This window comes from Pseudomonas sp. CGJS7 (assembly GCF_036961695.1).
Genome location: NZ_JBAMDI010000197.1, coordinates 1 through 14,062 on the forward strand (window position 1 = coordinate 1; position 14,062 = coordinate 14,062).

The window sequence follows — 14,062 nt, forward strand, 5'->3', positions numbered from 1 at the left end:
ATCGTGTACTTGGCTACCGCCACCTTCATCGCGCGCGCTCCAACGGCCGCAGCCAAAAGCTCAGGGTATGGTCGCGTTCGCCGCGGCCGACTTCGTTCCACGGCAACCGCGCCTGCAATTCCGGGCGATGGGTGTAGCCGCGTTTCTTCCAGAAATCCTCGTTGCCGCGATGGAACGCCGGCCGCCGCGGGTCGCTGGGTTCGCGCTCGACCGCACAGAACGTGGTCCAGCGGAAACCGCCCAGCGCGCGCGCATGCGCCTCGCGCGCGTCGAAAAAGCGATGGCCCACGCCGCGCCCGCGGTATTCGGGCAACAACACCGATTCGCCGCAATAAAACACGTGATCGATATCGACCAGATGGCCATCGAAGGCGGAGCGGAACTCGATCATTTCATCCGCCATCGGCAAGCCGGTCGACGCGCCCACCACCCTGTTGCCGTCGAAAGCCAGCACCGCGATGCTGCGCCACGAATCGCGGTAGGTGCGCAGATACTGCGACTCGTAGGCGGCGTCGCCTTCGTACAGATACGGCCAATCGCGGAACACCGCGATGCGCAGCGCCGCGATCGCCTCCAGATAAGGCGCGATCTCGGCGCCGACGAAGCTGCGGATCGTGGGTGCGGGTTTGCTCATGAGGCCATCTTAGACAGTGCGCCGGCCGCCGCCGTGCCGGACGGCGCGCCTTGGCTATGCGGGAACCGACGATCCGTCGCGGCCCGGCTATCTTCCAACGCCGCCGGCTCCGGCGCCATCGGGGGAAACCCCGAACCGCGACCGCCGCCCGGAAGCCGAAAAACCAGGGCGGCGGGCCTCCACCCGCCGCCCTCGCGCCGTCCGGTCGGTCGGTCGATCAGACCGCCGCGTCGTCGCCGGAATCGCGCGCCACCGTCGCCGTCGGCCGCGCCCGCGCGGTCTCGCGCTTGGGCGCGCCGCCGCCGAGCTGGTACCAATCGACCTTGCGGGTCACCACCATGATCGTCGCCAGGATGATGAACAACAGTCCCGCGCCCAGCACCAAGGCGTTGTCTTCGGAGATCAGCAACCCGTACAGCGCGCCGTACAAGGTCACCAGCATCGCGCCGAAGCCCAGGGCGCGGGCCAACCCGCCCAGCACCGCGCTGAGATAGAACACCAGCAGGCCGATGCAGGCGATGCTCGCGATCAAGTACGACAGGCCGAAGTCCATGTGCTCGCTCAAGCTCACCAGCAGCAGGAAGAAGATCGCCAGGGCCAGGCCGACCAGGCCGTACTGGATCGGGTGGATGCGCAATTGCTTGATCAGCTCGAACATGAAGAAGCCCACGAACGTCAGCAGCACGAACAACAGCCCGTACTTGGTCGCGCGATCGGCCTGCGAGTAGACGTTGACCGGATCCTTCAAGGTGATCTGCACCGCGTTGACGTCGCTGCCGACGCCTTCGGCCGCGGCGTCGCCGCCGACCACCATCACCGTCGGCAGCACCGAACCGGCCAGGTACTGGCGCTGGGCGTTGGTGGCGACCGAGGACACCCGCCAATCGGCGCGGAAACCCTTGTCGGTGATGTTGTCCGAACTCGGCGGGAAGCTGCCGCTGTAGTTGGGATGCGGCCAGGCCGAACGCAGCGAGAAGCGGTTGTCCTTGCCCAGCGGCACCAGCGCCAGCGATTCGGTGCCGCCGAGGACGAAGTCCAGATCGCTTTGCAGGCGCAAAGTGGTGCCCGGCGCCGGCGCGCTCAGACGCGCATGGATGCCGTTACCGTCGCGCGCGCCCATGCCGTCTTCGATCGCCGCTTCCGCGCCGTCCAGGCGCAGTTTCGGATCGCGCAGCCCGCGCACGTCGGCGAAGGCATAGCTGAGCCAGGGCTTGCCGATGGTGCGGGTGATGCCGGCCACCGTGGTGCCCGGTTCGGCGACTGGATTGAGCGGGATATTGGCGGCGAAATCGGCCTTGGCCTTGCCGGTCCATTCGTACACCAGCACCTTGTACAGGCCCAGTGCGCGCACCTTCGGCGCCACGTCGCCCTCCACCGCCAGCTTGTTCGGGAAATAGGTCCAGCGTCCCTGCTCGCGGTGCACCACGTGCTTGACCGTGCCCTTGTCGTCCTTTTCCTCGCTGACCCAGGTGTCCTCGTACGGCACCACCAGCGCCGGCCCGGAGAACGCCTGCGCGCCGGCGTAGCTGCGCGCCACCGTCGACACCGCTTGCGCGCGGTACATCTGCCGGTCGCTGATGATCCCGCCGATCATCAGCAACGGAATCAATATCGCCAGGGTCATCCCCAGCACCAGCATCATTTTCAACCAAACCCGCATGTCCTTGCTCCCGCTTCCAGAGGTGGACGACAGGTTGAAGGCGTCGTGCGGGGAGACAATGGCTCGGGGGTGTGGCTTGGGTGAAGCGGTGGTGAAGCGGTGGGTGGCGATGGGCGGCTCGCTTCGAATGGTGGCGGCGGCATCCGCGATCCCATCGTCGTTCCAGCGAAGGCCGAAACCCACACCACCGTCATTCCGGCGAAAGCCGGAATCCATTTTGATCTTGCTGTTGCTTGCGGCTCCGGACGGCAACAACAAAAGCAACGTCAAAATGGATTCCGGCTTTCGCCGGAATGACGGGTTTTAGAATGACGCGGCGAAAGCAGGAGTGACGGCTTTTAGAATGGCGTGGCGACCGCGACAACCTGGCGATGCCGAGAACCCCACACACCGTCATTCCGGCGAAAGCCGGAATGACGGTGGGGAGGTTTCGACGGCGGGGAAGTTCTGACCGCGAGGAGACTTTGACGGCGGGGAGGTGTTGTCGCGGCCGATCGAAGCAACGACGCGACCCGCATCGGCGAATCGACGACCGCGACGAAGCGATCGCGAACCCGAACACTTCCGCTACACCGAAGGCACCGACAAACTCGCCCGCGCCCCGCCCTCCTCGCGATTGACCAACGCCGCGTCGCCGCCATGCAAAGCCGCGACTTCGGCGACGAAGCACAAGCCCAAGCCGCTGCTGCGGCTGCCGCCGGCCGGACGCGGCAACGAGTAGAACCGCTCGAACACCCGGCTCACCGCGTAATCCGGCACGCCAGGCCCGCGATCGCTGACTTCGATCCGCTGCACATCGCCGTCGCGACGCAAACGCAACACGATCTCCGCGCCGTGCGGAGAAAAATCGGCGGCGTTGTCGATCAGGTTGATCAGCGCCTGCCGCAACAAGAACGCATCGCCGCTCACCGGCGGCAGGTTCGGCTCCAGATCCAGCAGCAGCCGGGCGCCGGCCCGGTTCAAGCGCTGCGCGCATTGCTCGGCCGCTTCCTGGGCGATCGCCGCCAATGCCACAGGCTCGGGACGCTCCAGGCTCTGCCGATGCTCCACCGCCGCCAGCGCCAGCAGTTTGTCGATCATTTGCGCCAGCCGCTCGGCCTGGCCGCGGATGCTGCCGGCGAAGCGCGCGCGGTCGGCATCGGACATGCCGGCTTCGCCCGGCGGCGACTCCAGCAGTTCGGCGCTGCCGCGGATCGCCGCCAGCGGGCTCTTCATTTCGTGGGTCAGGGTGTGCACGTACTGTTCGACGTACTGCTTGCCTTCCAGGCGCGTGCGCATGGTTTCCAAGGCGCGGCCGAGTTCGCCGAATTCGCCGGCCGCGTCCGGCGGCGAGGCGCGCGCACCGGCGGTGACCGCATGCGCATAGCGACGCAACAAGCCGATCTGCCGCGACAGCCACCACGACACGCCGACGCCGATCAGCAAGGCCACGCCCATCAGCACGAAACCCCAGCGCGTCACCACGCCCTGACTGCGGGCGATGAACGGCGCGATCGCGCGATTGGGCTTGGCCACGCTGAGCGCGCCGACGATGCGGCCGTCGTCGTCGCGGATCGGCGCGGCCACGTGCATCACCGTGTCGTCCGGATCGCCGCCTTCGCCCGGGCTGGAACGCGCGCCGTAGCGCCCGCGCAAGGTCAGGTACACGTCGTTCCAGCGCGAATAGTCCTTGCCCACGTCCTGGCCGCCGCTGTCGAACACGACGATGCCGCGCGCATCGGTGATGTAGACCCGATAGCTCGCCGAGCGTTTGCGGAACCCCCAGATCGCCGCGCCCACGTCGCGCCCGGCCAGCGCGCGCACGCGCTTGGCGAAATCGCCCTGGTCGATGCGGCCGGCGAGAAAATCGTCGGCGGCCAACTCGGCCAGGATGTTGGCGGTGTCGACCAGGGTGTCTTCCATCGCCTGGCGCACGCCGGGCTTGACCTCGGCCACGAACACCCGCGCCAGCAAGGTCGCCGCCAGCGCGACGATCAGGAAGTAACCGAGAAAAATCCGCAGGCCGATGCGCATGCGCGGCTCAGTCGTGTTCCAGCGAGTAACCCAGGCCGCGATGAGTGCGGATCGGATCGCTGTCGGCGGCGACCTCGCGCAGCTTCGCGCGCAAGGTCTTGATGTGGGTGTCGACGGTGCGGTCGCCGCTGTCGAGCGCGTCGCCCCAGACCCGGTCCATCAGCTGCGCGCGCGACAGCACCGCGCCGGGGCGCTGCAACAGCGCGGCCAGCAAACCGTATTCGTAGCGGGTCAGGTCCAGGGCCTGGCCGCGGTAGCGGATGCGCTTGCCCTCGGTGTCGTGGACGAAGCCGGTCTCCGGTTCGGGCGCGGCGTTGCCGGCGCCGACCCGGCGCAGCACCACGCGCACCCGCGTGGCCAGTTCGCGCGGCGAGAACGGTTTGGTCACGTAATCGTCGGCGCCGATCTCCAGGCCGAGGATGCGGTCGGCTTCGGCGTTTTGCGCGGTCAGGAAGATCACCGGCAAGTCGCGCCCGCGGCGCAGTTCGCGGCACAGGGCGAAGCCGCCGATGTCGGGCAGGCCGATATCGAGCACGGCCAGATCGAAGGCGCTGCGCTGGGCCTCGCGCAGCGCCTCGCCGCCGGTCAGGCAATGCACCGCCTCGAACCCTTCGGCGCGCAATGCGTACAGCACGGTGTCGGCGATGGCGGATTCGTCTTCTACCAGGAGGATGCGCATTGGGACGGGAATCGGGATTAGGGATAGGGGATGGGGATGGGCAAAGCGGTTCCGCGGCCATTATGGGGCAGCTTCGGCCACCGCGAATTTTCCCGGGTTTCCGGAAATCGGCGCCATGGCCCGCATAATGGCGCCTGCACGGGCCGCTGTAGCGAATCCCGAATCCCCCATCCCGAATCCCGGCCGCCAATGAATTACCGCCACGCCTTCCATGCCGGCAACCACGCCGATGTGCTCAAACACGTCGCCGTGCTGGCCTTGTGCGACGCGCTGACCGCCAAGCCGGCGCCGCTGTTCGCGCTCGATACCCATGCCGGGCGCGGCCTGTACCCGCTGGACGGCAACTCGGCGCTGCGCACCGGCGAGGCCGAGGGCGGCATCGGCCGCTTGCTGGCCGAAGCGCCCAAGCAGCCGGCGATCACCCGCTATCTGGCCGCGGTCCGCGCCTGCCGGGCCGAACACGGCGCCTCGGCCTACCCCGGCTCGCCCTGGCTGCTGGCGCATGCCTTGCGCGAGGACGACCGCATCGCCGCCTGCGAACTGCAGCCGGAAGAAGCGGCCCAGCTCAAGCACAACTTCGCCCGTGATCCGCGCATGGCCGTGCACGAGCGCGACGGCTACGCGGCGATGAAGGCGTTGTTGCCGCCGAAACTGGGCGCGCAACGCTTCAATCGCGGCCTGGTGTTGATCGACCCGCCGTTCGAGGCGCAGTTGCAGGAATTCGACACCGCGCTCGGCGCGCTGCGCGACGCCCTGACCCGCTGGCCGCAAGGCACCTACGCGTTCTGGTATCCGATCAAGCGCCGGCGCGCGCTGCAGCCGTTCTATCGCCGCGCCGCGACCCTGCCGGCCAAGTCGATCCTGACCGCCGAACTGCTGGTCCGCGCCGACGACTCGCCGCTGCGCATGAACGGCAGCGGCTTGCTGCTGCTCAATCCGCCCTGGCAGTTCGACCAGACCCTGGGCGCGGCCTTGCCGGTGCTGGCGCGCACACTCGGCGAAACCGCCGATGCGGCCGCCGGCATCCAGTGGCTCAAACAGGCCGACTGAGCGCGTCGCGGCCGCTCAGCCGGGCCACGGCACCGGCCGGCGCATCGCCACCAGATCGTAGCCCGGGGCGAATCCGTCGGCTTGCTCGCGGGTGGTCGTAAAGCCGTGGCGGGCGTAGAAATCGCGGCTGAAGGTCGAGGTTTCGATCACCACCGCGGTATACGCCGGATCGGCGTCGATCCGGTTCAAGCGCTCGCTGAGCAAACGCTCGCCCAAGCCGCGCCGGTGCAGATCGCGGCGGACCATGCCCCAGCACAGCACCGCCACATCGGCGTTCGAATCGGGGCCGTCGCCGGGATCGGGCCGCGCGGTGGCGTAACCGCCGCAGGCGACCACGCCCTCGCCGTCCAGTTCCAGCACCCAGTAATCCTCGATGTTGTCGAGCGTGTCGATGAAGTCGGCGCGTTCGATCTCGGCGAAGTACTCCGGCACGTTGCTGGTGAACAAGGCCAGGCAGGCCTCGCGATCGGCGGGCGTATAGGCGCGTAAACGCATCGGTGGCGATCCAGAAACCGGCAATACGAAATCATCGCCGGTTTTCGCCGCGCTCGAAACCGGCGCAGTCCGGTAATGCCGATGCGGCGGCATCGGCACACATAGACACATCTTGGCGCCGCGCGGGCCGGGCTAACGCGGACTCAGTAGCAGTCCCAGTGATACGACACCCGGCTGAAATCGGCGCGGGCCAGATCCTCGGGATCGATGAAGAAATTGGCGATGCCCGAATCGCCCCACATCATCGCGTCGTCGCTGTCGAGCTGGAACAGCAGCATCCGTTTGTCCGAGGCGTCGCGCGGATCGCTCTGGGTGAAGTCCGGGTAGCCGCCGAGCTTGTGGCCGGTGCGTTCCAGGTAATCGGCGAGTTCGTCGTTCAAGGCCTCGTCGCTGGTGCGGTCGTCGGGGTGTTCGCTGGAATAGCGCTCGACCAGGTCGTGCACGCTGCCGCCCAACACCTTGTCCAGCCCCGCGTCGTTGAGGCCGATGCTCTCGTGATCGGCGCTGAAACGCATGCGCCGCGGTTTGTCCGGGTCGAACGGCAACGAATCCTTGCCGGCGCTGGCCGGCGGCGGCGCCAACGCGGGCGCGGAGGCGTCGGGCCAATACACCACGCGAAAGCCGGTCTGTTGCGCCAAGGCCTGCATGCGGTCGGCGCCGTGCGCCTGATCCAACGCGGCGCCGTAGTAGTCGTCGCCGGAGACGAAAAACTGCAGCAGGCCGCGTTCGGGATAGCCCTGCATCTTCGGCGGCTCGGCCCAGTTGATCTGCGCCAGCAGGAACATCGGCTGGCCCTTGGCGTCGCGCGGGTAGTCGCGGCCGGCGGCCCAATAGGCGCGGCCGCCGACCTTGCTGAGCTTCACGTCGTCGGCCTTGAGCGGCTCCAATACGATCCGCGCCACCGCACGCTCGCTGCGTTGCAGCGCATCGGCGGCCGGCGCGAGTATCGCCTTGGCCTTGGCGTTTTCGTCCTGCTTGGCGCAGGTCCCGGACTTTTCGGCCGGTTCGGCGGTATCGACCGGATCCTTCGCCGCAGTCGGCTGGATATGAGCCTCGGCCTTGCGATAAACCAGATACCCCACCCCGCCCACCACCGCCGCACCGGCGGCGACGATCGCCACCGACAACAACACCGCCTTGCCCGTCTTCATCGTCCGTCGTCCTGTCGCTCGCGCCGATTCGTCCCGGCTCGGATTATGGCCAAGAAAAAGCCGGAACGGCCAACGCCGTCCCGGCTTTCGATTCGCTCATGCCGGCCCGCGACGGGCCGTGCCGCGACTGCGCTCAGTCGCCGGTCTTCGCGTCCGGCTCGAAGAAGCTCCAGCGCACTTCCGGGAACGCCTGCTTCATCGCCCGCTCGACCGCGTTGATCTGATCGGTCAGCAGGGCGACGCTGTTTTCCTCGCGCATCTGCGCCTGCACCGAGACCATCACTTCATTGCCCAGTTGCAGGGTGATCACGCTGATCACCTTGGAGATTTCCGGGCGCGCGTCGAGGAAGGCGCGGATCTGCTGCTGGCGCTGCGGGTCCACGCTCTGGCCGATCAGCATCGCCTTGACTTCGATCGCCACGAACACCGCCACGATGATCAACAGCGCGCCGATGCTGATGGTGCCGATGGCGTCCCACATCGGGTTGCCGGTGAACACCGCCAGCAAGATCGCGCCGAGCGCCAGCACCAGGCCGAGCAGCGCCGCCAGGTCTTCGCCGAAAATCACCACCAGTTCGGCCTGGCGGCTTTCGCGGAACCACTGCCACAGCGAGCGTTGACCGCGCGCCTTGGCCACTTCCTGCAGGCACGCGCGCATCGACACCCACTCGGCGCAGATGCCGAACGCGAGCACGCCGGCCGCCCACCACCACTGCTTCAGCGGCTCGGGATGCTGCAGTTTGTGGATGCCCTCGTACAGCGAGAACATGCCGCCGACGGTGAACAACATCACCGCGACCAGGAACGACCAGAAGTAGATCGCCTTGCCGTAACCCAGCGGATAGTCGGGCGACGGCGGACGCTTGGATTGCTTCAACCCCAGCAGCAACAGGCCCTGGTTGCCGCAGTCGGCCAGCGAGTGCACGGTCTCGGCCAGCATCGCGCTGGAACCGGTGAAAAACGCGGCCACGCCCTTGGCCACCGCGATCGCGAAATTAGCGCCAAGTGCGAACAAAATCGCGCGGGTCGAATCGCCACCACCTGCCATGCCGTACTGCTCCTTCGGGTCGAGCGCCGGAGTCTAGCATTGCCGATGCTGGCGGTTGAGGGTCGGCGATCGCCGCCGCGAAGGCGGCGCTCGCCGACGCTGTCGCGCGCCGCATGCGCCTGTCCCGCTCGCCTCGGCAACGATGGACGCAAGCTCGAAATCGGCAGGGTCGGCAGCGAGCGAGCGAGTGCACGCGCGACGGTCGCCGACGCAGACCGCGTGCGACCTGTCCGCAGTCGCGGCGACTCGCCGCATTACCGAAGTGGCTCGAAGTCGAACCAGATGCCCGGCGGCCACCGGCGAGACCGGACTCGCCGCTCGCCGAACGTGGGTCGCGCCGACGACCTCGGTTCCCCCGAGCCGGGCCGGCCGCCCCCGGCTGGGGCCGGCGGCCGGCGGCCGGCGGCACTGGCAAAGTGCTCGGGCCCTAGGCATTGTCAAGCCGTATTCACACAGCCATCATGCGATCCATCCGCACTTTTCGCGTCGAGTACGTCATAAAACGCCGCATCCGTGGCGCAGGTCCCACCCTTCATCCTGCGCAACGCACGTTCAGGCTGTTCAGCGCCGCCGGTCGGACCGGGACGCACCCATCACGAAGATGAAGGGCCAAATTCGTCACAATGTGCCACTATCCGACCCATGGCCACGCGTGAACGCTTACCGCCCTGGCATGAACGCCAGCGTCTCCCGAACGGGCGCGAAGTACTGATCCGTCCGGTCAGACCCGAGGACGCCGAGCCCCTGCGGGCCGGATTCGCCCTGCTCCAGCCCGATGAGGTCCGCCAGCGCTTTTTGTATGCGCTCAAGGAACTCACCCCGGAGATGGCCGAACGCTTCACCCGCATCGACCCGCGCACCGAGTTCGCCCTGGTCGCCGCCGAGCCCTTGCCGCCCGGCGAAGCGCTGGTCGGCGCAGTCGCCCGGGTGGCGCTGGACGAGCGCACCCAGAACGCCGAATTCGCGATCCTGGTCAGCCGCTACATCGCCAACATGGGCCTGGGCCGTTATCTGATGACCCGGCTGGTGAAGTGGGCGCGCGGCAAGAAGGTGCATCGTTTGTACGGCGACGTGTTCGAACACAACACGCCGATGCTGTCGCTGGCGCAGTCGCTGGGCTTCGAACGCGAGTTCCAGCAGGACGCGCCGGGCCTGATCCGGGTGTCGATGGATTTGCGCAGCAAGGCTGCGCGGGCGATCGGCGAGGATCCGGCGCCGGCCAAGAGCGAGAGCTGATCGGGTTGTAGCGTCGGGCTCATCGCATCGGTTCGCGCCGCAAAGACCGGACGAGGCACCGATCCCCGTTTCTCCCGTGCGCACCGGTGGTGCCGGTGCGATCTGCGTTCGCCGCGCTCGCGAGCGTTCAGCCGCTTGCATTGGCGGGCTTCGGCCTCCATTTGAAACCTCGACACTGGCCGCGCCGACAGATGCCGGGTCGGAGCGTGCGGTCGTTCTTGCCCGCCGTTGCGCGGCAGAGAGCCGGCGCAGCGCAGATGCTTCGCCGACCAAACGGCTCTGCCTTGGCCGACGAGAGCGAAATCAAAATGGATTCCGGCTTTCGCCGGAATGACGGTGGATGCGCTTTCGCCGGAATGACCGTGGACGAGCTTTCGCCGGAATGACGGTGGACGGACTTTCGCTGCAATGACGGTGGACAAGCCGGCTTTCGCCGCAGCGACGGTTGAGAAGCCCAGGTTCGCCGCTATGACGATCGACAAACCGCTCGGTTTCGTCGACACCGCCCCATCGATCGCGGACCGATCCCGTCCGCGATAGCGCGCCACCATCCGCGCCCGCCCAGCGCAAGCACAAACCGCGCAAACCCCGCGCGACGTATCCCTTTACACTAGCCGACCTCTATGCCCCCGACCTCAGAATCCCCGGCGTCCCGCTCCCGGGCTTCCAACTCCCCGGCTTCCAACCTCATGTCCCTGCTGCCTAAAACCGGCCAGCAGCGCGCCTGGTGGCGCGCGCCGGCCTCGCCGTCCGCATTGGCCTGGGCCATCGCCCGCGCCGCCGGCGAACACGACGGCCCGCTGCTGGCGGTCGCCCGCGACAACCACGGCGCCCATCAGCTCGAATCGGACCTGCGCACCCTGCTCGGCGAAGACGGCGCGATCGACGGCGCGCTGCCGGTGTTGCCGTTTCCCGACTGGGAAACCCTGCCCTACGACTTGTTCAGTCCGCACCCGGACATCGTCTCCCAGCGTCTGGCCGCGCTGCATCGCCTGCCCACGCTCAAGCGCGGGATCGTGGTGGTGCCGGTGCAGACGCTGCTGCAACGGCTGGCGCCGCTGCGCCATGTGGTCGGCGGCAGTTTCGACGTGCGCGTGGGCCAGAGGCTGGATCTGGACAGCGAAAAACGCCGGCTCGAATCGGCCGGCTACCGGCACGTGCCGCAGGTGCTCGACCCGGGCGATTTCGCCGTGCGCGGCGGCCTGCTCGACGTCTACCCGATGGGCGCCGACACGCCGTTCCGGGTCGAGTTGCTCGACGACGAAATCGAAACCATCCGCGCGTTCGATCCCGAATCGCAACGCTCGCTCGACAAGATCCAACGCGTGCACCTGCTGCCCGGCCGCGAGGTGCCGCTGGACGACGCTTCGCTCAAGCGCGCGCTGGACGCGCTGCGCGAGCGCTTCGATCTGGATACCCGGCGCAGCGCGCTGTACCAGGACCTCAAGGCCGGCCTGGCGCCGTCGGGCATCGAGTACTACCTGCCGCTGTTCTTCGAACAAACCGCGACCTTGTTCGATTACCTCGGCGGCAAAGCCCTGCCGGTGATCGCCGACGGCGCGCTGGAAGCGGCCGACCAGTTCTGGAGCCACACCGGCGAGCGCTTTGAGCAACGCCGCCACGATCTGGAACGCCCGCTGCTGCCGCCCGACGCGCTGTACCTCACCCCGGTGGGTCTGCGCGAAACCCTCAACCGAGCGCCGCGCATCGAACTGTGCGGCAAACAACACCCGCAACGCGCCAAGGCGCTGGCGCTCGGCGATCAACCCGCGCCGACGCTGCCGGTGGCCGCGCGCGACGCCGCGCCGGCCGAGGCGCTCAAGTCGTTCCTGGCCAGCTACCCCGGCCGGGTGCTGATCGCCTCCGATACCGCCGGCCGCCGCGAAGCCTTGCTGGAAGTGCTGCAGGCCGCCGCGCTCAAGCCCGAAGTCGTGGCCGGCTGGAGCGCGTTCCGCGACGGCGCCAGCCGCTTCGCCATCGCGGTCGCGCCGCTGGACGACGGTTTCGCGGTGAGCGAGCCGGCGATCGCGGTGCTGACCGAGCGGCAACTGTTCCCCGAACGCGCCGCGCAACCGCGTCGGCGCAAGCGCGCCGGACGCGAGCCCGAGGCGATCATCCGCGACCTGGGCGAGTTGTCCGAAGGCGCGCCGATCGTGCACGAGGATCACGGCGTCGGCCGTTACCGCGGCCTGATCGTGCTGGAAGCCGGCGGCCAGCCCGGCGAATACCTGGAAATCGAATACGCCAAGGGCGATCGGCTGTATGTGCCGGTCGCGCAGTTGCATCTGATCAGCCGCTACTCCGGCGCCTCGGTGGAAACCGCGCCGTTGCATTCGCTGGGCGGCGAGCAATGGACCAAGGCCAAGCGCAAGGCCGCCGAGAAAGTCCGCGACGTGGCCGCCGAACTGCTGGAAATCCAGGCCAAGCGCCAGGCCCGCGCGGGTCTGGCGCTGGACGTGGACCGCTCGATGTACGAACCGTTCGCGGCCGGCTTCCCGTTCGAGGAAACCCCGGACCAGCATTCCTCGATCGAAGCGGTGATCCGCGATCTGAGCAGCAGCCAGCCGATGGACCGGGTGGTCTGCGGCGACGTCGGCTTCGGCAAGACCGAAGTCGCGGTGCGCGCAGCCTTCGTCGCCGCCACCGCCGGCAAGCAGGTCGCGGTGCTGGTGCCGACCACGTTGTTGGCCGAGCAGCACTACCGCAATTTCCGCGACCGTTTCGCCGATTGGCCGCTCAAGGTCGAAGTGCTGTCGCGCTTCAAGACCAGCAAGGAGATCAAGGCCGAACTGGAGAAACTCACCGCGGGCACCATCGACGTGGTGGTCGGCACCCACCGGCTGTTGCAGAACGATGTGCGCTTCAAGGATTTGGGCCTGGTCATCGTCGACGAAGAACAGCGTTTCGGCGTGCGCCAGAAGGAAGCGCTGAAGGCGCTGCGCGCCAACGTGCACTTGCTGACCCTGACCGCCACGCCGATTCCGCGCACGCTCAACATGGCCATGGCCGGCTTGCGCGATCTGAGCATCATCGCCACCCCGCCCGCGCACCGGCTGGCGGTGCAGACCTTCGTGGTGCCGTGGGACGACATGCAATTGCGCGAGGCGTTCCAGCGCGAGTTGTCGCGCGGCGGCCAGGTGTATTTCCTGCATAACGATGTCGAAAGCATCGGCCGGATGAAGCGCCAACTGGAAGAGCTGGTGCCCGAGGCGCGCATCGGCGTCGCCCACGGCCAGATGGCCGAGCGCGAGCTGGAAAGCGTGATGCTCGACTTCCACAAGCAGCGCTTCAACGTGCTGCTGTGCACGACCATCATCGAGTCGGGCATCGACATTCCCAACGCCAACACCATCATCATGAACCGCGCCGACAAGTTCGGTCTGGCTCAGTTGCATCAGCTGCGCGGCCGGGTCGGCCGTTCGCACCATCGCGCCTACGCTTATCTGGTGGTGCCGGACAAGCGCTCGATCACCTCCGACGCGCAAAAGCGCCTGGAAGCGATCGCCTCGATGGACGAACTCGGCGCCGGCTTCACCCTGGCCACCCACGACCTGGAAATCCGCGGCGCCGGCGAGTTGCTCGGCGAGGATCAGAGCGGGCAGATGGCCGAGGTCGGTTTCAGCCTCTACACCGAGTTGCTGGAACGCGCGGTGCGCTCGATCCGTCAAGGCAAGCTGCCCGACGTGGATTCCACCGACGCGCGCGGCGCTGAAGTCGAACTGCACATTCCGGCGTTGATTCCCGAGGATTACCTGCCCGACGTGCACACCCGCCTGACCCTGTACAAGCGCGTCAGCGGCGCGCGCGGCACGGAGGAACTGCGCGAGCTGCAGGTCGAGATGATCGACCGCTTCGGCCTGTTGCCCGATGCGGCCAAGCATTTGTTCGCGGTGGCCGAGCTCAAACTCGCCGCGACCGAACTGGGCATCCGCAAGCTCGATCTCGGCGAGAAGGGCGGCCGTCTGCAATTCGTAGAGCGGCCGAACGTGGACCCGATGTCGATCATCAAGATGATCCAGGGACAGCCCAAGCTGTATCAGATGGACGGGCCGGACAAGCTCAAGATCAAGCTCGATCTGCCGGATGCGCCGGCGCG

11 protein-coding genes are annotated in these 14,062 nt (G+C 67.6%); 4 read left to right on the forward strand and 7 right to left on the reverse strand.

The genetic code is table 11. The features are described 5' to 3' along the window. Positions 1-25 precede the first annotated feature (25 nt). A complete protein-coding gene (locus V7787_RS49770; protein WP_336094959.1) occupies positions 26-634 on the reverse strand; it encodes a GNAT family N-acetyltransferase in 609 nt (202 codons plus the stop codon). A gap of 217 nt (positions 635-851) precedes the next feature. Then, a complete protein-coding gene (creD, locus tag V7787_RS49775; RefSeq protein WP_336094960.1) occupies positions 852-2,294 on the reverse strand; it encodes a cell envelope integrity protein CreD in 1,443 nt (480 codons plus the stop codon). A gap of 99 nt (positions 2,295-2,393) precedes the next feature. Here creD and V7787_RS49780 point away from each other — a divergent pair, with 99 nt between their 5' ends. Then, positions 2,394-2,591, forward strand: coding sequence for a hypothetical protein (locus tag V7787_RS49780; RefSeq protein ID WP_336094961.1), 198 nt, complete (start codon positions 2,394-2,396; stop codon positions 2,589-2,591). A 270-nt stretch (positions 2,592-2,861) separates the two neighbouring features. On the opposite strand, the gene creC is transcribed toward V7787_RS49780, so the two are convergent. After that, the gene (gene creC, locus V7787_RS49785) at positions 2,862-4,307 is read right to left on the reverse strand and encodes a two-component system sensor histidine kinase CreC (RefSeq protein ID WP_336094962.1); all 1,446 of its coding nucleotides are present in this window, start codon (positions 4,305-4,307) and stop codon (positions 2,862-2,864) included. 7 nt (positions 4,308-4,314) lie between these two features. Continuing rightward, entirely contained in the window at positions 4,315-4,986 is a 672-nt protein-coding gene (creB, locus tag V7787_RS49790) for a two-component system response regulator CreB (protein WP_336094963.1), read from the reverse strand. A 189-nt stretch (positions 4,987-5,175) separates the two neighbouring features. Between creB and V7787_RS49795 the strand changes: the two genes are divergently transcribed. Then, positions 5,176-6,036: a 23S rRNA (adenine(2030)-N(6))-methyltransferase RlmJ gene (locus tag V7787_RS49795; protein WP_336094964.1), complete on the forward strand. Its 861-nt coding sequence runs from the start codon at positions 5,176-5,178 to the stop codon at positions 6,034-6,036. Between the two features lie 15 nt (positions 6,037-6,051). Here the strand turns inward: V7787_RS49795 and V7787_RS49800 are convergent, their stop codons facing one another. The 3 genes from V7787_RS49800 to V7787_RS49810 all read right to left on the reverse strand — a co-directional run bounded on the left by V7787_RS49800 (position 6,052) and on the right by V7787_RS49810 (position 8,730). Beyond that, positions 6,052-6,531 carry a GNAT family N-acetyltransferase gene (locus tag V7787_RS49800; protein WP_336094965.1) on the reverse strand — a complete coding sequence of 160 codons (480 nt, stop codon included), beginning with the start codon at positions 6,529-6,531 and terminating at the stop codon, positions 6,052-6,054. A 143-nt stretch (positions 6,532-6,674) separates the two neighbouring features. Next, positions 6,675-7,682 carry a YwqG family protein gene (locus V7787_RS49805; protein ID WP_336094966.1) on the reverse strand — a complete coding sequence of 336 codons (1,008 nt, stop codon included), beginning with the start codon at positions 7,680-7,682 and terminating at the stop codon, positions 6,675-6,677. Between the two features lie 133 nt (positions 7,683-7,815). Beyond that, a complete protein-coding gene (locus V7787_RS49810; protein ID WP_336094967.1) occupies positions 7,816-8,730 on the reverse strand; it encodes a cation diffusion facilitator family transporter in 915 nt (304 codons plus the stop codon). A gap of 642 nt (positions 8,731-9,372) precedes the next feature. On the opposite strand from V7787_RS49810, the gene V7787_RS49815 reads away from it, so the two are divergent. Both V7787_RS49815 and mfd read left to right on the forward strand, forming a co-directional pair. Beyond that, complete coding sequence (locus V7787_RS49815) at positions 9,373-9,966, forward strand: GNAT family N-acetyltransferase (protein WP_336094968.1); 594 nt, start codon at positions 9,373-9,375, stop codon at positions 9,964-9,966. Between the two features lie 689 nt (positions 9,967-10,655). Continuing rightward, positions 10,656-14,062, forward strand: a 3,407-nt coding sequence (mfd, locus tag V7787_RS49820) for a transcription-repair coupling factor (protein ID WP_336094969.1), incomplete at its 3' end; no start/stop codon positions are given.